The organism is Pedobacter punctiformis, assembly GCF_027213715.1.
In the GTDB taxonomy this organism is placed as follows: domain Bacteria; phylum Bacteroidota; class Bacteroidia; order Sphingobacteriales; family Sphingobacteriaceae; genus Pedobacter; species Pedobacter punctiformis.
In genome coordinates this window covers 301501-323261 of sequence record NZ_JAPWGM010000002.1, presented here as the reverse complement: position 1 = coordinate 323261, position 21761 = coordinate 301501, and the positions used below count along the sequence as shown (strand labels likewise).

18 protein-coding genes and 1 riboswitch are annotated in these 21761 nt (G+C 35.9%); of the genes, 11 read left to right on the top strand and 7 right to left on the bottom strand.

Translation table 11 applies throughout. The features are described 5' to 3' along the window. Nucleotides 1-141: 141 nt before the first annotated feature. The 3 genes from O0955_RS07255 (at nucleotide 142) to O0955_RS07245 (ending at nucleotide 3245) form a co-directional block, all read left to right on the top strand. Entirely contained in the window at nucleotides 142-1554 is a 1413-nt protein-coding gene (locus O0955_RS07255; RefSeq protein WP_269426877.1) for a calcineurin-like phosphoesterase family protein, read from the top strand. Between the two features lie 64 nt (nucleotides 1555-1618). Next, complete coding sequence (locus tag O0955_RS07250) at nucleotides 1619-2518, top strand: glycerophosphodiester phosphodiesterase family protein (protein WP_269426876.1); 900 nt, start codon at nucleotides 1619-1621, stop codon at nucleotides 2516-2518. A gap of 34 nt (nucleotides 2519-2552) precedes the next feature. Continuing rightward, the gene (locus tag O0955_RS07245; protein WP_269426875.1) at nucleotides 2553-3245 is read left to right on the top strand and encodes a GDSL-type esterase/lipase family protein; all 693 of its coding nucleotides are present in this window, start codon (nucleotides 2553-2555) and stop codon (nucleotides 3243-3245) included. 15 nt (nucleotides 3246-3260) lie between these two features. Here the strand turns inward: O0955_RS07245 and bioD are convergent, their stop codons facing one another. The 4 genes from bioD to O0955_RS07225 form a co-directional block, all read right to left on the bottom strand. Continuing rightward, on the bottom strand, nucleotides 3261-3869 hold the full coding sequence (gene bioD / locus O0955_RS07240; protein ID WP_269426874.1) for a dethiobiotin synthase: 609 nt from the start codon (nucleotides 3867-3869) through the stop codon (nucleotides 3261-3263). Continuing rightward, a complete protein-coding gene (locus tag O0955_RS07235) occupies nucleotides 3862-4986 on the bottom strand; it encodes an aminotransferase class I/II-fold pyridoxal phosphate-dependent enzyme (RefSeq protein WP_269426873.1) in 1125 nt (374 codons plus the stop codon). The genes bioD and O0955_RS07235 overlap by 8 nt, the downstream gene beginning before the upstream one ends. A gap of 115 nt (nucleotides 4987-5101) precedes the next feature. Further along, nucleotides 5102-5566: a DUF4890 domain-containing protein gene (locus tag O0955_RS07230; RefSeq protein WP_269426872.1), complete on the bottom strand. Its 465-nt coding sequence runs from the start codon at nucleotides 5564-5566 to the stop codon at nucleotides 5102-5104. Between the two features lie 80 nt (nucleotides 5567-5646). Continuing rightward, nucleotides 5647-6423 carry an XRE family transcriptional regulator gene (locus tag O0955_RS07225; protein WP_269426871.1) on the bottom strand — a complete coding sequence of 259 codons (777 nt, stop codon included), beginning with the start codon at nucleotides 6421-6423 and terminating at the stop codon, nucleotides 5647-5649. Between the two features lie 192 nt (nucleotides 6424-6615). Here O0955_RS07225 and O0955_RS07220 point away from each other — a divergent pair, with 192 nt between their 5' ends. Then, complete coding sequence (locus O0955_RS07220) at nucleotides 6616-6963, top strand: GIY-YIG nuclease family protein (RefSeq protein ID WP_269426870.1); 348 nt, start codon at nucleotides 6616-6618, stop codon at nucleotides 6961-6963. A gap of 114 nt (nucleotides 6964-7077) precedes the next feature. Here the strand turns inward: O0955_RS07220 and O0955_RS07215 are convergent, their stop codons facing one another. Both O0955_RS07215 and O0955_RS07210 read right to left on the bottom strand, forming a co-directional pair. Beyond that, entirely contained in the window at nucleotides 7078-10251 is a 3174-nt protein-coding gene (locus O0955_RS07215; RefSeq protein ID WP_269426869.1) for a peptidase MA family metallohydrolase, read from the bottom strand. A gap of 132 nt (nucleotides 10252-10383) precedes the next feature. Next, complete coding sequence (locus O0955_RS07210) at nucleotides 10384-12828, bottom strand: transglycosylase domain-containing protein (protein WP_269426868.1); 2445 nt, start codon at nucleotides 12826-12828, stop codon at nucleotides 10384-10386. Between the two features lie 141 nt (nucleotides 12829-12969). Here O0955_RS07210 and O0955_RS07205 point away from each other — a divergent pair, with 141 nt between their 5' ends. Together O0955_RS07205 and pncB are read left to right on the top strand one after the other, a co-directional pair. Further along, a complete protein-coding gene (locus O0955_RS07205; protein WP_269426867.1) occupies nucleotides 12970-13848 on the top strand; it encodes a polyphosphate kinase 2 family protein in 879 nt (292 codons plus the stop codon). Nucleotides 13849-13892: 44 nt separating this feature from the next. Then, nucleotides 13893-15080: a nicotinate phosphoribosyltransferase gene (gene pncB, locus O0955_RS07200; protein WP_269426866.1), complete on the top strand. Its 1188-nt coding sequence runs from the start codon at nucleotides 13893-13895 to the stop codon at nucleotides 15078-15080. Between the two features lie 42 nt (nucleotides 15081-15122). Here the strand turns inward: pncB and O0955_RS07195 are convergent, their stop codons facing one another. Then, a complete protein-coding gene (locus tag O0955_RS07195) occupies nucleotides 15123-16370 on the bottom strand; it encodes a serine hydrolase (protein WP_269426865.1) in 1248 nt (415 codons plus the stop codon). A gap of 84 nt (nucleotides 16371-16454) precedes the next feature. Beyond that, a riboswitch (cobalamin riboswitch) is annotated at nucleotides 16455-16645 on the top strand. A 96-nt stretch (nucleotides 16646-16741) separates the two neighbouring features. Between O0955_RS07195 and O0955_RS07190 the strand changes: the two genes are divergently transcribed. The 5 genes from O0955_RS07190 (at nucleotide 16742) to O0955_RS07170 (ending at nucleotide 21711) form a co-directional block, all read left to right on the top strand. Beyond that, entirely contained in the window at nucleotides 16742-18604 is a 1863-nt protein-coding gene (locus O0955_RS07190) for a TonB-dependent receptor plug domain-containing protein (RefSeq protein WP_269426864.1), read from the top strand. A 35-nt stretch (nucleotides 18605-18639) separates the two neighbouring features. Then, nucleotides 18640-19227, top strand: coding sequence for a DUF6580 family putative transport protein (locus O0955_RS07185; protein WP_269426863.1), 588 nt, complete (start codon nucleotides 18640-18642; stop codon nucleotides 19225-19227). A 97-nt stretch (nucleotides 19228-19324) separates the two neighbouring features. Beyond that, on the top strand, nucleotides 19325-20263 hold the full coding sequence (locus O0955_RS07180; protein WP_269426862.1) for an ABC transporter substrate-binding protein: 939 nt from the start codon (nucleotides 19325-19327) through the stop codon (nucleotides 20261-20263). 34 nt (nucleotides 20264-20297) lie between these two features. Further along, on the top strand, nucleotides 20298-20987 hold the full coding sequence (locus O0955_RS07175) for an SIR2 family NAD-dependent protein deacylase (RefSeq protein ID WP_269426861.1): 690 nt from the start codon (nucleotides 20298-20300) through the stop codon (nucleotides 20985-20987). Then, nucleotides 20980-21711 (top strand): Dph6-related ATP pyrophosphatase, encoded by a 732-nt coding sequence (locus O0955_RS07170; protein ID WP_269426860.1) that lies wholly within the window; start codon nucleotides 20980-20982, stop codon nucleotides 21709-21711. Before O0955_RS07175 ends, O0955_RS07170 begins: the two co-directional genes overlap by 8 nt. The last annotated feature ends 50 nt before the right edge of the window (nucleotides 21712-21761 follow it).

Genomic DNA, 21761 nt, shown 5'->3' with positions numbered 1-21761 from the left:
TTTAACAAAAAATAAATATCATAATTAATTCAAAAAAAAGAGTTATAGAATTTTCAAATAACTTTGAAAGTAGTTTAGTATGTCGAGCTTTTTATATTAAGATCTTAGCTTACTTCAACTCTAATTAGATGTAAAATTAATATGAATAGAAGATCTTTCATTCAAAAAACAAGCCTTTTAATTACAGGTTTATTCATTAGCTTAAAATCTTTCCCGGCAGCACTTTTAGCAGATAATGGTATTGTATCTGGAAAAGTGACCAGCAAAGGCAGAGCCATTCCGGGAGTTGTGATATCAGATGGTTATAGTGTGGTTCAAACCGATAAACAAGGTAACTATCAGCTGCAATTAAACGATCTTGCCCGTTTTGTGTGGATCAGTACACCTTCAGGTTATGAATTTAAAACCGAAAGCAGTATCGCCCGTCATTATTATAAACCAGATACTGCTGGTAAACTTAATTTTGACCTTAAACCTTTAAGACAAAATGATACAAAACACAATTTTATCATCTGGGCAGATCCACAGGTTAAAAATAAAAAAGATGTAGAACAAATGATGGAGACATCAGTGCCTGATACCTTAAAACTGGTGCAAAGTATGGGAAACACACCTGTACATGGCATTGGTGTTGGCGATTTGGTTTGGGATAATTTCGATCTTTTCCCCGATTATGATGAAGCTATTGCCAAAATAGGAATTCCATTTTTTCAGGCCCTGGGAAATCACGATCAGGATTATCGTCAGGGTGGAGATGACACCTCAGACCGAACATTTCAGGCACACTACGGCCCAACTTATTATTCTTTTAACAGGGGTAAGGCCCATTACGTAGTTTTAGATGATGTGCGTTATTTGGGTAATGAGCGTGAGTATGATGGATTTATCACTCAAACGCAATTAGACTGGCTGGCAAAAGATTTGGCCCTGGTTCCGAAAGATGCTTTATTAATTATCTGTCTGCACATTCCGGTACACAATCAGGTTAAAAATAATCAGGATTTTTACGCCGTTCTCAAAGATTTCAAAAATATTCACATCATGTCTGGGCATACCCACTATAATAAAAATATGATAAAGGAGAATATTTATGAACATAACCATGGTACAGTTTGTGGTGGCTGGTGGACAGGTCCGATTTGTGAAGATGGGACACCTAGGGGTTATGGTGTTTACGAAGTAGATGGAACGGAATTAAAATGGTATTACAAATCAACAGGCAGGGATAGAAAAGAGCAGCTTGATATTTATGTGGATACTTTAACCAATCAAAAAAGATTAATTGCCAATGTATGGAACTATGATCCTGAATGGAAAGTGGAATACTTTTTAGATGGTAAACCCATGGGGGCAATGTTGCAGCAAGATGGTTTAGACCCTTTAGCCCTAAAACTTTATAAAGGTGATAAACTACCTCAACCAAGACCATTTGTAGAACCAAGATCAACAGATCATTTATTTATAGCGCATTTTGAACCTTCGGCTAAAAAGGTTAAAGTGGTAGCAACAGATCGTTTTGGCGAAAAATTTGAAGCAGAAGTAAGTAGCAATTAAACATTAAGAAGGTCTTTGACAGGTTCAGACTGATAAATAAAAATAAACAGTTAAAAATATAATTATGAAATTAGGTGTATCGGTTTTCTTTTTAATTACGACATCTTTATGTTCCATGGAAGCATTTAGTCAGGCAAAATTCCCTGCTTTTAGTGCCGAAGCTCATCGTGGGGGCAGAGGTTTAATGCCAGAAAATACCATATTGGCAATGAAAAATGCCATGAAGATTGATGGAATTACCACTTTAGAAATGGACACGCACATTACTAAAGACGGAAAAGTAGTAGTTACCCATGATGATTATTTAAGTCCGGGTTTTATGCTTACACCAGAAGGAAAAGAAATCCCAGCAAGTGATTCTAAAAAATATCCTGTTTTTCAAATGGATTACTCAGATTTAAAGAAATTTGATTTAGGAACCAAACCATTAGCTGGCTTCCCTAATCAGCAAAAGATAAAAAGCTACATTCCACTGCTTGCTGATTTAATTGATGCGGTTCAAAAGGATATTAAAGTAAACAAGAGAAAACAATTCTTTTATAATATTGAAACTAAATGTGCACCACAGGGCGACGGAATTACCAATCCTGAACCTGCTGTTTTTGTTAAATTACTGATGAAGGTTTTAGAAAAAAAGAAGATTTTACCTTATGTAATTATTCAGTCCTTCGATAAACGTACCATTCAGTTAATTCACGAAAAATATCCAAATGTTAGAACCTCTTTTTTGGTTGCCAATAAAAAGACTTATGAAGAAAATATAGCTGATTTAGGTTATAAACCTTTTATTTTAAGTCCTGAATGGAAGATGGTAAACAAGGAGCTTGTAGAAAAAGCGCATGCTGATGGTGTAAAAGTTGTTCCGTGGACACCAAATACCATTGAGGACATGAAGCATTTAAGAGGTTTAAATGTAGATGGGATTATTTCAGATTATCCTGATCTTCTGGTTCAATCCAAATAATTTAAGAAGTTTGTCCTAAATCAAATTCCCTGTAATGAAAACATTTATAAATAGAATTGTTGTTTTTTTAAGTTTAATTCTAGTTCTGGCATCCGGTTATGCCAATGCTCAGGTTGTAAAATGGGACAGTACCTATCGCCCAAATAAATATGCGGAAATCGTTGCTAAATTTAAAGAAGACCCAAAATCTAAAAAGGATATTGTTTTCTTAGGAAACAGCATCACGGCCGGTACAGATTGGGCAAAACTTTTAAATTTACCCCAGGCAAAAAACAGAGGCATTTCCGGAGACATTACTTTTGGCGTTTTAGAGCGCTTGCAAGATGTAATTGATGGAAAACCTTCTAAAATTTTTATCCTGATTGGTATTAATGATGTTTCCAGAAACATACCAGATAGTGTTATTCTGCACAATTATCAAACAATAATTCAGCGAATCAGAGCAGGGTCGAAAAGAACAAAAATTTATTTTAACACCCTTTTACCCGTTAATGCTTCTTTTAATAAATTCAAAAATCATTACGGAAAAGACGAACATATTTTATGGTTAAACAGTGAAATCAGAAAACTGCAAGCCAAAAACGTAACCATTATCGATCTTTATCCTCATTTTTTGGATCAGGATAACCATTTGAAAGCCGAACTTACAAAAGATGGTTTACACCTTATTCCTGCAGGTTATCAGGTGTGGTCCACACTTTTACAAAATGGGGGTTATCTGAAATAATTTTTCAGCTATTGTTTAAAGCTGAATGTATGTTCCGGCTGATAAAATACTTTCCTGATTAATAATATCGAGCCTTGGTACATAACCGAGGCTTTTTAGTTTTGAGTATTGCAGAATATATCTTTGATTCTCTTCATTTTCATCACCATTAAAAATGATGCCTTTGATTTTAATTCCATACTGATTTAGCAGGTTTACAGAGAGTAAAGTATGGTTAATGCTTCCAAGATAGTTTTGAGAAACCAGGATAACTTCTACGTTTAGTTTTTTGATTAAATCTACAATCAGTTTAGTTTCATTTAAAGGAACCATTAAACCACCTGCTCCTTCGACAATCAGGTTATTTTCGGTGTGTGGAAGAACTATATTTTCCAAATCGATTTCAATACCATCAAGTGCAGCCGACAAATGTGGAGATAGAGGCTGTGTTAACTGATAACTTTCAGGATGAATAACCGTTTTGGTATTACTAATTAAACTTTCAATTGTTAAACTATCACTGTTTTCTAAATCACCAGATTGAATGGGTTTCCAATAATCTGCCTTTAATTTTTCTGTTAAAATAGCACTGATTAAAGTTTTCCCAATTCCGGTTCCAATTCCGGTTATAAAATATTTAGTCATTGATGTTTCTTAAGTGGTTGGTTAAATCAATAATTTCCTGGTCAGTATTAAAGCTATGCAAACAAATTCTCAATCGCTCTTTGCCTTTCGGTACGGTAGGACTTAGAATTGCTCTTACATCAAACTGATACTCCTGTAATTTTGAAGCTGCTGCTTTGGTTTCCTCATTTGAAGAAAAAAGAATGCCCTGTATCGGACTGACACTATCCATTGAAGCTATATTTTTTTGTCCGGCCAACTCCCTGAAGAGATTAATTTTATGATGTATTAATTGGAAGTCGCTTTGCAGCAACAATTGATAAGCACATTTAATGGCAACAATTGAATGAATGGGCGCTGCAGTAGTGTATATAAAAGAGCGGGCATAATTTATCAGGTAATTGCGTAAATTTTGACTTCCTAATATAATAGCACCGTGAGTACCCATGGCTTTTCCAAAAGTAACAATCCGGGCAAAAACCTGATTTGTTAGATTAAACTGATTCACCAATCCCTGGCCTTGTGTTCCAAAAATACCTGTTGCATGGGCTTCATCAACAATTAAATTGGCTCCGTACTTTTCGCAAAGTGTGGCAATTGCTGTTAAAGGAGGAATGTCGCCATCCATGGAATAAACACTTTCTATCACCACAAAAATATTTCCTTTGCCAATTTTAATCTTCGCTTCAAGATCGTTTAAATCGTTATGAGCAAATTTATAACGGGTAGCATAACTTAGCCGGCAACCGTCTATAATACTGGCATGAATAAGCTCATCCGTAATAATAGTATCACCGCGTTGTGGAATGCTGGATAATAAACCAACATTTGCATCGTAACCTGAATTAAAAATCAGACCACTTTCGGCCTGATGAAAATCTGCAATATATCGTTCAGTTTCTTCTATATAAAGTGTGTTTCCACTAAGTAAACGTGATCCTCCCGAGCCATTTGCATAGACTGGTAAATTTTGTAATTCAACATTTACAGCCTCTTTTAAGACTTCCGATCTTGCAAAACCGATATAATCATTAGAACAAAAATCAACAGGAGGGAAGGAAGTTTTTAAGCGCCTGATGGAGTGATCATCAATTCTTTGCTGAAGTTTCAAATTTAAAAACTGTTCGATTTTGCTCATTGCTCAAAAATAAAGAAAGCAGCAGAATAATACAGCTTTTTGTTTAAATGAATCTTGCTGTAAAAAAAGAAAGCGGTCCTTTTTGAGGAACCGCTTTCTTTATATTTGAATTTATTTAACCTTGTGCAGGTGGATTTGAAACAACAGGAGGTTTTGATTTTCTACCCTGACCATCTCTTTGTCTTGGTTTCATGTTTTTCATTTTCTCCTTAGCTTCTGCTCTGAAAGCATCCAGTTTAGTTTTCTGGTCAGCTGTTAAAATTTGGTCCAGCTGTTTTTTTGATGCATCCATATCTGCTTTACGATCTTTCATCTTTCCTTTCATCGCATCTCTGTCTGCACTGCGCCAGGTCTCCATTTTTTTAGCCCTGTCTAATTCCACTGCATAAACCTTGGCTTTTTGATCAGCTGTAAGACTTAACTTTTTATCCATTGCTGCTGTTGCTTTTTCAGCTCTTTGTTCAGCAGTTAATTTAGACATTTTAGACATCTGCATGTGATGTCTTTTGGTTGTGTCTTGAGCAAAGGCAGCTGTAAATCCCATCACCGCTATTGCTATAGTTAAAATTGTTTTTTTCATTTTCTATGTGTTTATGTTGTTGTTTAAACTGATAGAGCGAAAAAAAACAAAACGGTTTAATCGGCAATTGTTAAAATTTGTTAATTTCTATTTAGCTGAGAAATTGATTTTTGCATTTGCGACATCATCTGTGTTAAGGTTTCGATAGTAGGATCTGGCGTTGGCTCAGGCAAAGAGGTCGAAATATATGCCTTTGCTTTCCATATTTCCAAAATATCGTCGGCAGCAATGGTATAAGGATCGTAAACCTTATTGTCCGAAATTAATTTTAAATCTTTATTTTCTTTAAACCGGTTGCCCGCTCTTTTATAAACCACACCTTCATTTTTACTGATTACAATGTAAGTTTCGCCAGTTTTAACTTCATTCCAGTTATCCAGATATTCGCCAATAATTAAACTGCCGGGTTGTACCGGAAGCATACTATCGCCCATAATTTCAAATGCACGAAATGTACCCTGGCGTAAAGCTGGAATTGGCAACTGAAACTTAGGTAAATCACTAATATACTGAGGATCGGAAAAACCATTTAAATAACCAGCACTGGCTTTAACCGGAACCAATTCTATATTTTCATTGTCGTTCTGATCTACAGAAATACTTAATACCCTTAAGTTAGAACCTGAGCTTTTTGGCTTGGGTTTCCATGCGTCAGATATCTTTTCATTAATAAATTCGTCGATAGTGAGGTCAAAATATTCTGCTATTTTTTTTAGCAATTCATATTTTGGTTCTGCACGGTCTTCCTCGTACGCTCCGATCAGTGATCTTTTAATTTCCATAATATCAGCGAATTGCTGTTGTGTATGGGCTTTTTTCTTTCTGAGGTACTTTAAATTATTTGAAATATTCGACATAAAAATAAATTTTAAAATAAATTTGGAATTACTAAAATAGTTAGTAATTTTATGCCAATAAAGTTAGTAATATTATTTTGAATTGCAAGAGTATATACTAATTAGTTTAGTTGAAATTTTTAACACCGTTATTACGAGCCTGCATCTTTAAGTGTAAAACTCAATAACAATTAGAAAACCATATTAAAGGTTATGAAAAAGTTTGTTTATATCGTTACCGACCGAAACCGTACCAGCATGCATGTAGGCATGAGCTCTGATTTGATTAAAACATTGGATTTTTACAAAAAGATGCCCAATTTATTTTTCGACAATACTAAACAGCTAACCCGCCTGGTTTATTTTGAAGAGTTTAAAACAGAAGCACAAGCTTTGGCACGTTTTAAGTTAATCAGCCGTTTTACGCGTATGCAAAAAGAACGTTTGGTAAGATCTTGTAACCCTGACTGGATTGATTTAACAATTGGATTAGATTTCGAAAATATCCTTTTGCACAGGCCTGTAAATCAGGTTAAACTTTCTTTCAGCAGCTTATCTTAAAGCAGGAAGATAAATAAATAAGACTCAAAGAATATTTACCTAAAAGAAAAAACGACCGGATGCCATCCGATCGTTCAATTAATAGTTATGCTATTTAATTTCTTTATGCAAAAATTACCAGCCTGGTGCAAAGGTTAAACCAAATACACCTCCTTTAACATCTTTGCGTTGGAAAGGGAAGGCGTAATAAGGCTCCAGTACAAAGTATCCAAAAACGTTAACACGTAATGAAATACCAACACTCATTGCAGGTACACGTTCAGTAGTGGTTTGATAAGTTACAGGTTTTCCGTTTTTAATAATCGGATTACCATTTTTATCCAGTGAAATATTATCTACGTAGGTTGGTGCATTTTTAAATACAACCTCTGTATCGTTGGTCCAGGCTAAACCTGCATCAAAGAATAAGTTTAAATCTGTAAATAACAGTTTAGACGGGATTGCGGCAAGTTTTTTAGGGCCGGTAAATGGTAACCTGACTTCGAAGTTAAATACCGCTATTTTGCTACCCGTTAGTTGGTTAATGTCGAATGTACTTGATGAACTTTGAGTGGTGTTTTTATAAATCGAATTCGCTTCATAACCTCTGATTAAATAGGGGTAACCCACATACATTGGGTACAGTTTATCTGCATCTTTACCAATACGCAAATTATTGTAACTTCTGGCGGCAATAGTTATGGGTTTAATTCTCCAGTATTTTCTTAAATCAATATTAATGGCTGCAAAATCATACGTTCCAAAATATTTTTCAGCACCAACTCGGTACCTGAAGCCGTCCAAAGGCGCTGCAAGGCCAAAAATTGAGTTATCCCCAACAAATGTTGCATTAAGCTGATATAAGGTAAAAGAATTAAAAGGAATTCCTAAATCTGCGCTGGCTTCCTCATTTGAAACCTTAGTTTTATCAGAACCCAGATAAACCCCGGTTGTCACATCATAATATTTGCTGTAACGATCTACACGATAACTGTAATGAGAAAATGCTCCACCCAATTCAAATCTATGTATTTTGCTGAATGGGTAGGCCCCAAATAGCTGAAACTGATCTTCAAAAGTTCTGATAATGTCAGTACGGTAATTTTCAGCTGCCGTTGTGGTGCCGTCATTTAAAGTAACATTTTCTATATTATAAGAGCTTAACCCTGAAATATAAGGGATGTGTGAAACTGCAGCTCCCCAGTTCACTCTGCTTTTTTGATTTACATAACCAACCAAACCACCAAAATCGTAAATCTCTCCGTTAATGGATAAGTTGGCAATAATTTGATTTGTGCCTAATATATCACTAAACATCCCTACAATACCGCCTTGTACACCTGTTCCGAAACGACTTGTTGAAACACCTACGCCACTGTTTGCCAGATAATCTAATCTGAATTTAGGTTTGTAAGGAACAGTTTTCATTGAATCTGCAGTAACTTTTTTAAACCTGTCAAAGTTTGAAAGGTTTGAATTAATGATGTTTACGCCAATGTTTTCCATAGGAGGTAACACTGCAGCATCAAAATTTTCTTCCTGATTGCCAATTCTTTTTGCTTTAAAGCTGTTTAATTTTGCATTATACAAAGTATAGCGCTGATAGCGATAATAACTGTAAACAATATCATCAGTTTGTGATACGGAAATGGCAGGGGAGAACTCGGTTATTCCGCTAATTCCTGTAAAATAATCGGTTAGCTGATCTACCGTATGATCTGCAAAATTGTACTTGTACAAATTTCTGAAACCATCCCGGTTAGATAGAAAATAGATATTTTGGCTGTTTGCAGAGAACTGAGCATTTAAATTATTAGCACCCGGAAAAACATCCAGATTGTTTACACTTTTACTTGCGATATCATAAACTGCTAAATTTATTGGGTTAACTGCCTGAATATTTTTATTTTGAATGGCTGCTCGATCCGAAGAAAAAACGAGTTTCTTCCCATCCGGAGAATAATTTGGTGCATAATCAGAATATGCATCATAGGTAATCTGTGTAACCTGTTTCGTATCCAGATTATAAGAAAACAGATCGCTTTGTCCTTCTACCATCCCCGAGAAGGCGATGTCCTTTCCATTTGGCGACCAGGTTAAATTACCAAATTGCTGTACCTGGTCCATTGCGGTTTGAGAGATGGTATTTCCATTGGCCACATCAATAATCATCATTTGATTTTTACCCTTGCTAAAAATACTGAAGGCAAACTGCTTACTATCCGGTGACCATGCTCCGGCAGATTCTATAAAGTTAAAATCATCAATATGTCCGTTGGAAAGCTGACTGCTTAATTTCCGGATAATTCTTCCGGTTTTAGCATCAGCAAGAAACAGATCAATACCAAAAAGGTCTTTTTCGGACATGAACGCCAAATATTTTCCATCAGGACTAAGGGCAGGTGCTACGTTCATATTTCCTGCATTTTTATTGTCGATAATTTTAGTTCCTGTAATTTTAATCTGAGAGCTATCAGCCTTTAACATTGGCTTGTAATGTTCATCGATGGAGTTTTTCCATAAACCCGACAAAGTTTTATCGTCATAGCCAAAAGTATACTTGATTGCGTTTTCATACCCATATTTAGCTGTGTTTTTAAATAAAGGAACAATCGTTGTATCCCCATATTGCGAACCGATATAAGTCCAGAAGGCCTGTCCGTAGCGGTAAGGGAAATATTTATTGGAATTGGTCAGGTCTTTTAATGAAGGAATATCCCGGTTCAGCATTGCATCACGCATCCACATGGAGGTAAAGGCATCCCGTTTTCCAATGGATAAATACTCTGCCATTCCTTCCACCATCCATAGCGGAGTTTGTCCGATATTATCTAAACTGATGGAATCTTTTTCTAATAAAACATGGTATTGAAAAGCGTGAACCAGCTCGTGACCTAAAACATGACGGGTTTGGCTATTCAGCTCCATAACAGGCATAATTACTCTGTTTTTTAAAGCTTCGGTAACACCGCCAGTTCCTATACCTATTTCGCCCTGCAATGCAGTAGTTTGTTGAAAATCAGGGTGATTGTTGTATAGAATAATTGGATTTTTTGTTAAAAAGGTATCACGAAATACTTCCTGATGCATTTTGTACCAGGTTTCGGCATCCTGGGAGAATTTTTTTAATAAGTTTTCATTCTTAATGTAATAATAGATTTCGAAATGGGGCGTTTGCAAAACTTTAAAATCAAGTTTTTTATATCGAACCTTATTTTGCCCAAAGTATTGCGCCTGAACAGAGAGAGAAAGAATAAGCAGAAGCAAAACCGGAACATATTGCCTAATTAAAGTAGAGCCTATTTTCATATATGTGGTTTAAGTAATGATTTTTGCAAATCGCATTAAGAAATTTAAAATAAAAGTAGCAAATGTTTAAATGACTACAGAAATTTTAACAATTAAAGAGAACTTGAAATTTATAGGGGGAAAAATGAGCACCTAATTGTTCCCATTTTTCTCTCTTTCTTCCTGACGTTTTTTTCTTTTTAGTTCGCGTTCCTCTTTTTTGGTTAAAGGAACCGTTGCTTCGGGTTGATTTTGTACCGGCTCAGGTTTCTTCTCTTCCTTTTTAACCTCAGGCTCTTTAACAGGAACAGGGACCATAGTTTCTTCTTCAACAGCCGGCACACTAACATCTGTCGAATCAACTAAAACGCTGTCTGTAGAAGTAGTATCCACTACAATTCTAGGGCTGGGACAGTTAATGGTTCTGGTAATCGGTACGGTTGCTTTAGGAAAAGGGCCATAAGTATAACCGCTGGATGGATCTAAATAAACCTTTTCCATAAATTTAGCAAAAATAGGAAGGGCAGTTCTTGAACCTTCGCCTTGTTCACCGTTTTTAAAGTGTGCTGTTCTTTCATCGCAACCAACCCAAACACCAGTCACTAAATCTTTCGTCATTCCCATGTACCAGGCATCAACATAATCAGATGATGTACCTGTTTTACCACCAATTTGATTGTTTTTTCTGAATAAATCCGGCCATTCCCATAAAGCCTGAGAGGTACCACCCGGTTCTTCCATTCCTCCTCTAAACATATAAGTCATTAACCAGGCAATTTCTTCCGATAAAACTCTTTTTGTTTTAGGCTTAAAATCATCTATTAAGTTGTCATCCAGATCCGTAATTTTTTCAACCAGGATAGGATCAGTTTTTATACCTTTGTTTAAAAAAGTGCTGTATGCCTTAACCATTTCATAAACGGTTACGTCGTTAGAGCCTAAACTTACAGAAGGTACAGATTCTAAATGGCTATCGATTCCACATTCGTGGGCCCATTTAACTACGTTATCCCAGCCTACTTTTTCGGTTACCTGAGCGGTAATGGTGTTTACTGATTTTGCCATTGCCCAACGTAAACTCATTTCGCGGTAACTTACACTATAATCAGCATTTTTGGGCTCCCAGTATTTGGTTTCGCCTTTGTTTTGATAGGCAATTTTCACTGGTTTATCGGTAAACTTATCACAAGGGCTCATGCCTTGTTCCAAAGCAGTTAAATAAGCAAATGGTTTAAAAGTTGATCCTGCCTGACGTTTAGATTGGTTTACGTGGTCGTATTTAAAGAATTTATGATCGATACCACCCACCCAAACTTTAATCTTTCCGGTCGAAGGCTCCATCGTCATCATTCCGGTATTCAGTATCTTTCCGTAATAGCGAATAGAGTCTATTGTAGAAAATAAAGTATCTCGATCGCCTTTGTAAGTAAAGATTTGCATCTTTTTCTTTTTGTTGAAATAGGCAGTAACAGAATCCGGCTGATTTGGAAATTTCTTTTGTAATAAACTATAAATAGGTAAGTTTTTCATGGCACGTGCAGGATAATCTACCTTTTGTTTTTCCGAGTCATACCAGGGATCTTCGTTACCCCAAACACTGTAAAATCTTCTTTGAAGTGTTTTCATTTGTTCCTGAACAGCCTCCTCAGCGTATTTCTGTAATTTAGAATCGATTGTGGTATAAATTTTTAATCCGTCTTCATACAAATCATAACCATTATCATTGGCCCATTTTTCCAGATATTTAGAAACAGCCGCCCTCAGGTAAGAATCACCATCACTGCCATCTTCCATTTTACCTTCTTTAAGTTTAATGGGTTGTTTAACCAAATCAGTCAAACTATCCTTGCTTAAAAACTTATATTTATTCATTTGGCTTAAAACAGTGTTTCTACGCTCTAAAGCCTTTTCAGGATTTTTTGTTGGGTTGTAAAGTGTAGTTCCTTTGAGCATTCCAACCAATAATGCAGCATCATTTGTGGCCAGTTCTTTAGCATCTTTATCAAAGTAAATGCGGCTGGCAGTTTTAATGCCATAAGTATTGTTGCCAAAAGATACCGTATTCAGGTACATGGTAATAATGTCTTTCTTCGAATAATTAGATTCCAGCTTTACAGCCGTCATCCATTCTTTTAATTTAGGTATTAAAGTTCGGAGCAGGGGTAGTTTAGATAATACACCTGACGATTTATTGTAACGGGTGCGGTATAAATTTTTAGCCAGCTGTTGTGTAATTGTACTTGCTCCGCCATCTTTTCCCATACCTACAACTGCACGTATAACCGCTTGAATATCAATGCCCCAGTGTTTGTAAAAACGAACATCTTCTGTTGCAACTAATGCATTGATAACACTCGGCGCAATCTCTTCGTAAGTTACTGGTGTTCTGTTTTCTTTAAAATATCGTCCGATTAGTTTTCCATCAGCCGTATACAGCTCTGAACCTACGCGTTGACTTGGTGCTTTTATATCATGGTAACTCGGAGAATAGCCAAATAACCATAAAAAGTTGAGTTGAAGGGCACAAAAGAAAATTATTATAAAAAAAATACCAATTACAGGATAACGTAAGTACTTGTTTTTTATCTCTTTAAACATATTGGTTGCGGTGATCAGTTGATTAATGCTTTGGCGTTAAATATAAAAAACTCTCTAGGTAAATTAACTTATTTAGTTTACTTATTTTTTAATTCTATATTTAAATTATTGATCTATTGAATTAATTACATGAATTTAATTATGAAAAACGAATTTAAAGGACTTATTGTACAAGGTGATAAGAAATTTTCTATAAAAAATGCAAAGACAGATTATACCGGCGGATATAATAAAGAAAAGGCAAAAGATGCATTGGTAAATGCTAAAATAGAAATTAATCACCTGCAAGAGAAGTTATATGCCGCTAATTCTCATTCTGTATTAATTATTTTTCAGGCTATGGATGCCGCCGGAAAAGATAGTGCAATAGAGCATGTAATGAGTGGCTTAAATCCACAGGGCTGTCAGGTTTTTAGTTTTAAAGTGCCAACATCTGAAGAATACGAGCATGATTTTTTATGGAGACATTATAAAGCCTTGCCTGAAAGGGGAAGAATAGGTATTCATAACCGGTCTCACTATGAAAATGTGCTGGTTTGTAAGGTACATCCAGAATATATTTTAAGCGAAAATATTCCTGGTTATAGCCATGTGAAAAAGATTGATAAGCAATTTTGGAAGCAACGTTATGACAGCATCCGTAATTTTGAAGAACATTTAAGCTCAAACGGAACCGTGATTTTAAAATTCTTTTTAAATGTAAGTAAGGAAGAACAAAAACTACGTTTTTTAGAAAGGATAGACGATCCGACCAAAAACTGGAAATTCTCTTCTGGTGACATTAAGGAACGGGCCTTGTGGGACGATTATATGAAAGCTTATGAAGATGCTATCAATGAAACCAGTACAGAAAAAAATCCATGGCACATTATTCCTGCGGATAAAAAATGGTTTGCCCGATTGGCCATCAGTGAAATTATTGCCGATAAATTAAAAGGATTGAATTTAAAATTTCCGGTTTTGGTTGAAGAAGAAGCTGCAAAACTGCAATTGAGCAAAGAAAGTTTAATGAGTGAATAGTCTGCGGAAGCTATTTAATCTTTGACAGACAAAACACATTACGAATGACATTAAGAGCCGAAACTTCGCTTATTTCGATACTGGACAATGATTTTTATAAGTTTACCATGCAACAGGGCGTGGTTCGGTTGTTTCCATGGGCCCGGGCACGGTATAAATTTATCAATAGGGGTAACCACTCTTTTCCCGAAGGTTTCGATCAGGCTTTACGCATTGCAGTTGATAAAATGGCCCAGCTGAAACTCACTAAAGCTGAGAAGAAATTTTTGCAGGTTACCTGTCCATATCTTGATCCTGTTTATCTGGATTTTTTAGAAGGTTACGCTTACAATCCCGAAGAAGTATCCATTACCCAAAGTGGTGATCAGATTGAAGTTCGGGTGGAAGGCCTTTGGTACAGAACCATTTTATGGGAAGTTCCACTAATGTCGTTAATCAGTGAATTATATTATGTTTTAAAAGGACTGAACCGGATTAGTGATGAGGAAATTATAGAGAAAACCCGTGATAAAATAGAGAATTATCGCAAACTGGGAGTTACGGTGGCCGAATTTGGAACCCGCAGAAGATATTCTTACGAGGTGCACCGCCTGGTTATGGAATCTTTAATGAAATTTGGGCAAGGGTCATTTATTGGCAGTAGTAATGTGCATTTGGCCATGTTGCACAAAACCAAACCCATAGGTACACATGCGCACGAGTGGTTTATGTTTCATGCCGCACGTTATGGATTTAAAATGGCCAATGCTACCGGACTCCAGCATTGGGTAGAAGTTTATCGCGGAGATTTAGGCATTGCTCTTTCTGATACCTATACTACAAATGTATTTTTCAGGCAATTTGATAAAATGTTTTCTAAACTATTTGATGGGGTGAGGCACGATAGCGGAGATCCTTTAGTTTTTGCAGATCAAGTTATCGATCATTACAAAAGCATGGGCATTGACCCGCTGAGTAAAACCATTATCTTTTCTGATGCCCTTAACTACAATAAAGTCGAAAATATTGTAAATTATTGCAAAGGAAAAATAGGGATGTCATTCGGAATAGGTACCAATTTAACTAATGATGCAGGCGTTGAACCGATGAATATTGTAATTAAAATGACGCAGGCACTCCCTAAAGATAATGAATGGATTGAAGTGGTTAAATTATCAGATGAAGATGGTAAACATACCGGAAATCCATCAACGATAGATTTAGCAAAAACAATTTTAGGTATTAATCATTAAAGTAAGTTTCGTAATAATTATAGATTAATTTCTGAACGGCCCTTATTTGTAGTTCATTTTAAACTTAGTCAAATCCGGTTTGATTTTCTTTGACCGGTTCTTTTCGTATTCGTAAATAGCTTGTCCCAGATTTTTCATAAAAGGATAACAAACTGTTTCGTACTCATATTTATTATCGTTGTAAATACCATCTTCATTACTCTGAACAACTGCTGTTAAAAAGTATTCAATTTCATTCTTAAAATCTACGAAATAAGAATTGTCAATAATAAAGCCATAACTATCCCCATACTTATTAAAAATTCTGATGTTGGGATCTGGCATTGCATCTTTTTCCCGTCCGTAATAAAGCATTTTAGCATAGGTTGCCCAAAACTCCTTTGGATCGTATTTCGGGTAATTACTTTCAGTAGGGTATTTACTCATATAGGTATAAATTAACTTATAATCCTGCGGAGTTAAATTATACCGTTCATTTTTAGGGAAAGCTTCCGGGAAGATTAACTTTTGCATCAGTTTCTGCTGATCATTAACCGGAAAAGCATTTTTATTAATCAAAGTAAAAGGTTTATTAACCAGTTTATCGGCACTGTCCAGATAACCTTTTCCCATTGAAGTATTGGTTAAATTAAGTTCATATTCTTTTGGATCATATTGCGCAGGCTGGCTATAAACCAACTGATCTCCATTATAGAATCTGATGGGGTTGGTATGTTTTGCAGGTTCCCCTGAATCGCCAATGGCTAAACGATTTAAGATTCTGCTGTTGTTTAATCCATTCTTTTTAAGTTTCTGATTAATTTCTGCCCGGCCAATAAACTCAAATAAGCGGTTAAAAGCATCATTGTCACTCGTTAATAGAATCTTTTTAATATAATGTTCAATGGAGGGTAAGGCATTTTCTGCAGTTTCATCTTTCAAAACTTTGGTTTGCCCGGCATAAGCACTATCGGTAATCATGGTGCTTTGAGCATCAAGCCCGGTACTTTTTAAACGGTTTACCTTTTCCAGTGCAAAAATTACAGCCGCCAGTTTTACGGTACTTGCCGGATAGAAATAATGATGTGGGTTTAAATTATAACTAAAAGTTTTAAAACGAGGTTTATTCCCGGCATCACGGTTAACCTGTGTGTATAAAATTTGTACCTGATTTTTATCTGCTTTGTTCAGAATATTTCCAAACCATTCGGGTTTTGATTCCATAAGTTTCTGAAGAAAAACAGTATCCGTTTTTTGTGCCATTGCTGATAAACTAAATAAGCATAACCAGGAAAATAGTATAGATCTCATAATTTAGGTTTGATTTTTAAAGTTAATCTTTTGTTGTCTAAAATCACTTTTTCATCTTCCATTTTACATTATGCTTTATTTATCTACCTTTGCATCGCTTTTGGTTTCCGGCGTTACACCCGGAATTAAAAGGGAATACAGTGTAAATCTGTAACTGTCCCGCAGCTGTAAGCTCTGTAAGGATTTTTTCATTCCAAATGCCACTGTTTCAATAAACGGGAAGGCCGAAAAAATCCGGAGTAAGTCAGAAGACCTGCCATTGCGTTTATTTTCATAGCTTTCGGGGATTGAAGCTAGGAATGAAGTACTAACGTTTTCGTATTTTCATATCCTTTTCTAATCTGTTGGCTGTGGGCAAAACTCACAATCAAATGAACAAAAAAAGTATTTTAATTGCGGCAGGCCTGGGGTTTGCTCAATTAACAGTTAGCCAGCTGGCTAATGCACAAGACAGTTTAAGACTGAAGGATGTAGTTATTTCTGCAACCAAAAATGATCAGAAGCAATCGCAAACCGGTAAAGTAGTTACCATTATCAGTAAAGAAACTTTAGAAAGAAGTAATGGTAAATCATTACCTGATCTAATTAGCGAGCAGGCTGGGATTATTGTTGGTGGTGCTTACAGTAATGCGGGCAAAGACAAAAGTGTGTTTTTCAGAGGTGCAGGAAGTGCATACGCTGTCGTTTTAATTGATGGTATTGTACAAAACGATCCTTCGGGAAATGGTGGTGCTTTTGATTTACGATTATTCTCCATTGATCAGATCGATCATATTGAAATTTTAAGAGGCGGTCAGTCTACTATTTACGGTTCTGATGCTGTTGGTGGTGTAATTAACATCATTACTAAAAAAGGCGGACCAAAAGGAAACACCATTTACGGGGTGGCCAGTGCAGGCAGTTATGAAACCTACAAAGGAACCATAGGTTTAAATGGTAACGTTGAAGGTTTTTCTTATAACATTAACTACACACACAACAAAACAGATGGTATTTCTGAAGCAGCTAACCCCGTAGGAAACACTGCTGTATTTGATAAAGACGGCTTTAAAACAGACGGAGTAAATGCTAATCTTGGAATAAAGCTGGATAAACATTTCTCTGTAAATCCTTTTGTAAGGTATTTTTATGGAAATTATAAATTTGACGGAGGTCCGTTTACTGATGCACCAAATTATTCAATTTTAAAAAATGTTGCAGCAGGTACAAATGCTAAATACGAATTTAACACCGGGAAAGTTACCTTAAACTACAGTTACGAGAGCAGTTCTAACGATGCGCACAGCACTTATCCAAGTTTTACACAAGGTCAGGTTCATTTAATTGATTTATTTTATAATCAAAAATTAGGCAGCAAATTAGATTTGTTATTGGGTGTTGACAACAGATCGATGAAACTATCATCTGCAGGAAACAAACCTGAAACCAACATTTTTGCAGCTTACGGTTCATTGTTTTTACATGATTTAAGTGTGTTTAATTTAGAAGTAGGCGGCCGTTACAACAAACACGATCAATATGGAGAAAACTATACTTATGCCATAACGCCTGGTATTAACATTATTAAAGAAATAAAACTATTCGGAACAGTTTCTACAGCTTTCAAAATTCCTACGTTAAATATGTTATTTGGACAGTTTGGTGCAAATCTGGGCTTAAAACCAGAGAAATCTCAAAACTACGAAGCAGGTTTAAACTTCAATTTTGCAGATGAAAAATTTACATTAAGGGTAGCTGGTTTCAAACGTGATTTAAAAGATGCGATTATTTATGCTTTCCCGGCAGGATATGTGAATCAGGTTAGTCAAAAAACTAAAGGTTTTGAAGTTGAACCAGCTGTTAAACTGGGTATTTTTAGTTTTAATGGTTACTACGCTTATGTAGAAGGAAATGAATTTAACTTTGTAGACAATGCCGTAGCAGATTATTTATTCCGCAGGCCTAAACACACTTTTGGTCTTAATGCAGGCGTACAGGCAACAAGCAATCTATTTGTAAGTACCAATTTCCGTTATTTTGGAAAACGTACCGATGGCGATTTCACCGCTTATAAAGTAGTTGATTTAGCGGCCTATAAACTGCTTAATGCCTATGCAGAATATGCTTTAGCTAAAAAACGGGTTAAAATATTTTTTGATGCTAAAAACATTCTGAATGAAAAATACAATGAAATTTTGGGTTACAACAGCCCGGGTTTCAATTTTAATGCAGGTGTTAGTTTTAATATCCATTAGAAACATTAACTTTGTATTAACAATTAAATACAACAATGTCTAATCTGAAATTTAATCCGCGTACTACAATACTATTATTAATTATATTGATAGTTACGGCATTCCGTTTATTGGTTACTTTTAACAGTGACGAACTTCAGTTTGCAAACTTCTCTTCAATTGGAGCAGTAGCACTTTTTGGTGGCGCTTATTTTAAGGATAACCTTAAAGCTTATGCATTTCCACTTTTAAGTTTGTTTTTAAGTGATTTTGTGCTTTATACCACCATTTACAGAAAATATGCTGATTTATTACTGGTTCAGGAAAGCTGGACATATTTAGCAATTGCCTTAATGGTTTTAGCCGGAAGATTACTTTTAAAGAAAGTAAATATTGCAAATTTACTGGCATCAACGCTTGTAGTCGTTTTAATCCATTGGATTGTAAGTGATATTGGTTCATGGTATCGCAATCCATTATTTACACAAGATTTAGCCGGTTTTTGGCAATGTTTAGTAAAAGCAATTCCTTTCGAGGTTAGATTTTTAGAAGGTACATTAATTTACGGAGCGATTTTATTTGGTGCTTTTGAAATATTAAAGGCGAAATATCCTGTTCTTAAATTACAGAAACAAGCTGTTTAAGCTTACATACTTTATTTTAATCCCCTTTTGTTAAGTGCAAAAGGGGATTTTTTTTATCTTTAAATTCTAAAAAATCGTTTTGCAATCCTTATAAAAAATGAAAATAGTTTCCTTTCTTCCTGCTGCTACCAAAATGATTTACGATATGGGCTTACAAGAGTATTTGTATGGCGTAACTTTCGAATGTCCGAAGGAAGCCGCAAATCAGCCCAAAATTGTACGTTGTATTCTGGAAGGCAAAAATTATTCGAGTATAGAAATCGACCGGATTTTTTCTGCATCAAAGGCCCAGGGCAAAAGTTTATATTGGGTAGATCAGGAATTACTGGAAAGCATTTTGCCTGATATTGTGTTTACACAGGATATTTGTGAGGTCTGTAATATTGATACCATTTGTACTGAAACTGCGGTTTCTAAATTAAGCAAACCACCTATATTGGTTCCATTATCACCAAATAATCTTCAGGATGTATTTAATTGTGCAATAACGATTGCAAAAGCGATGGGCAAGGAAGAGGTGGCTTTGCGTTATTTAGCCGGACTTCAATATAAAGTTGATGATATTTTGGATCGGTTAAGACAACACAGAGCACCTTTAAAAAGAGTGATGTTAATGGAATGGATAGAGCCGGTTTACAATTGTGGCCACTGGATTCCATTTCAAATTGCCGCTGCAGGAGGGGTAGATATGCTTTCTAATCCGGCAGGCGATTCTATTGTTACTCCATGGGATAAAATTGTAAAGTACAATCCCGAGGTTTTAGTTATTGCACCATGTGGTTTTGATGTAAAACGAAGTGCTGAAGAAATGACTTTGCTTACTTCAAAAGTAGGTTGGAAAGAGCTGGCAGCCGTAAAAAGCAATCAGGTTTATATTGCCGATTTCGATATGTTTACCCAACCGAGTGCCGGAACATTGGTGGAAGGCATTGAAGCACTTGCCTGTATGTTTCATCCCGAAATATTTAAGGCAGATGAACAAATTGCCGCAAAATTTATAAATTTTAACTCCATTAACCAATTACAGCATTCATAATGCTGGAATATGCAGGCATGAAATACTTAAATTAATGAAACCAAAATTAGTTGTATTAACGGGGGCAGGCATTAGTGCCGAAAGTGGTTTAAAGACATTCAGAGATGCAGATGGACTTTGGGAAGGTTACAATGTTTACGATGTAGCTACACCCGAGGCCTGGCAAAAAGACCCGGAACTGGTACAGCAATTTTATAATGAAAGGCGTAAACAGGTTTTGACTGCCCAACCCAATGCAGCGCATAAAATACTTGCCGAGCTGGAAACAGATTTTGATGTTGAAATCATTACTCAAAATATAGATGATTTACACGAAAGGGCAGGTTCAACCAAAATAACACATTTACACGGCATCATTACCAAGTCACAATCAAGCTTAAAAGCCAGTTTAGCTTACCCAATTAAAGGATGGGAACTGAAAATGGGCGATCTTTGTAAGATGGGCAGTCAGCTACGCCCGCATGTAGTTTGGTTTGGAGAAAATGTGCCCATGATTGAAACTGCGGCAAAAATTTGCAGCAATGCCGATATTTTTATACTTATTGGTACTTCTTTGGCTGTTTATCCGGCGGCAGGATTAATAGATTTTGTTCCGCCTTCAACCCCAAAATATATTATAGATCCCAGAATTCCTGAAGTAAACCGTTATCAAAATGTGTTTAAAATAGAACATACAGCAGTAAATGGAATGTCTGTAGTTAAAGAATTACTAAATAATGGCTGAAAAGAAAATCTGTATTTTTAACTGGAGTGGCGGTAAAGACAGCACATTAGCCTTACATTATGCTTTACAAGATCCTGATATTGAAATCAGATACCTGCTTACAACCGTTACCGAACAATATAACCGGGTATCTATGCACGGTGTCCGGGAATGTTTACTTATTGAGCAAGCCGAAAGTATTGGTATTCCTCTTTATCAAATCCGTTTACCCGAAATGCCCGATATGGAAACCTATGATCGGGTCATGCATGGCCATTTATCCAAATTAAAGGCAGAAGGCATTACGCATTCTATTTTTGGTGATATCTTTTTAAAGGACCTCAGAGCCTACAGGGAAAATAAACTTAGAGAAGTAGGGTTAAAGGCTTTGTTTCCTTTGTGGAATAAAAATACCAGCCAGTTAATCCTGGAATTTATAAATACCGGATACAAAACTATAATTGTGTGCTGCTGGGATTCGCTTAAAATACTGTGTGGAAAAGTAATCGATACCAGGTTTATAGCAGATTTACCAACAGGAATAGACCCCTGCGGTGAAAATGGTGAATTTCATACTTTTGCATTTGAAGGGCCAATTTTCAGGAAAAAGATTCGTTTTACTACAGGTGAGCTCATTTACAAGGCATTACCTGCACCCAAAGCAGATGCAAATAATTGCGCTGCTGTTAGCTCGGATCTTCCTAAAAATCAGGGGTTTTGGTATCTTGATTTGCTCAAACAATAGCTGAATTTCATTTTTTGGCATCATTTTTTCTTATTACCTAATTGTTAATA

What these genes read in the sequence shown, in the direction of transcription:
- O0955_RS07255 (WP_269426877.1), top strand. Translation starts at nt 142, where the DNA reads ATGAATAGAAGATCTTTCATTCAAAAAACAAGCCTTTTAATTACAGGT.
- O0955_RS07250 (WP_269426876.1), top strand. Translation starts at nt 1,619, where the DNA reads ATGAAATTAGGTGTATCGGTTTTCTTTTTAATTACGACATCTTTATGT.
- O0955_RS07245 (WP_269426875.1), top strand. Translation starts at nt 2,553, where the DNA reads ATGAAAACATTTATAAATAGAATTGTTGTTTTTTTAAGTTTAATTCTA.
- bioD (WP_269426874.1), bottom strand. Translation starts at nt 3,869, where the DNA reads ATGACTAAATATTTTATAACCGGAATTGGAACCGGAATTGGGAAAACT.
- O0955_RS07235 (WP_269426873.1), bottom strand. Translation starts at nt 4,986, where the DNA reads ATGAGCAAAATCGAACAGTTTTTAAATTTGAAACTTCAGCAAAGAATT.
- O0955_RS07230 (WP_269426872.1), bottom strand. Translation starts at nt 5,566, where the DNA reads ATGAAAAAAACAATTTTAACTATAGCAATAGCGGTGATGGGATTTACA.
- O0955_RS07225 (WP_269426871.1), bottom strand. Translation starts at nt 6,423, where the DNA reads ATGTCGAATATTTCAAATAATTTAAAGTACCTCAGAAAGAAAAAAGCC.
- O0955_RS07220 (WP_269426870.1), top strand. Translation starts at nt 6,616, where the DNA reads ATGAAAAAGTTTGTTTATATCGTTACCGACCGAAACCGTACCAGCATG.
- O0955_RS07215 (WP_269426869.1), bottom strand. Translation starts at nt 10,251, where the DNA reads ATGAAAATAGGCTCTACTTTAATTAGGCAATATGTTCCGGTTTTGCTT.
- O0955_RS07210 (WP_269426868.1), bottom strand. Translation starts at nt 12,828, where the DNA reads ATGTTTAAAGAGATAAAAAACAAGTACTTACGTTATCCTGTAATTGGT.
- O0955_RS07205 (WP_269426867.1), top strand. Translation starts at nt 12,970, where the DNA reads ATGAAAAACGAATTTAAAGGACTTATTGTACAAGGTGATAAGAAATTT.
- pncB (WP_269426866.1), top strand. Translation starts at nt 13,893, where the DNA reads ATGACATTAAGAGCCGAAACTTCGCTTATTTCGATACTGGACAATGAT.
- O0955_RS07195 (WP_269426865.1), bottom strand. Translation starts at nt 16,370, where the DNA reads ATGAGATCTATACTATTTTCCTGGTTATGCTTATTTAGTTTATCAGCA.
- O0955_RS07190 (WP_269426864.1), top strand. Translation starts at nt 16,742, where the DNA reads ATGAACAAAAAAAGTATTTTAATTGCGGCAGGCCTGGGGTTTGCTCAA.
- O0955_RS07185 (WP_269426863.1), top strand. Translation starts at nt 18,640, where the DNA reads ATGTCTAATCTGAAATTTAATCCGCGTACTACAATACTATTATTAATT.
- O0955_RS07180 (WP_269426862.1), top strand. Translation starts at nt 19,325, where the DNA reads ATGAAAATAGTTTCCTTTCTTCCTGCTGCTACCAAAATGATTTACGAT.
- O0955_RS07175 (WP_269426861.1), top strand. Translation starts at nt 20,298, where the DNA reads ATGAAACCAAAATTAGTTGTATTAACGGGGGCAGGCATTAGTGCCGAA.
- O0955_RS07170 (WP_269426860.1), top strand. Translation starts at nt 20,980, where the DNA reads ATGGCTGAAAAGAAAATCTGTATTTTTAACTGGAGTGGCGGTAAAGAC.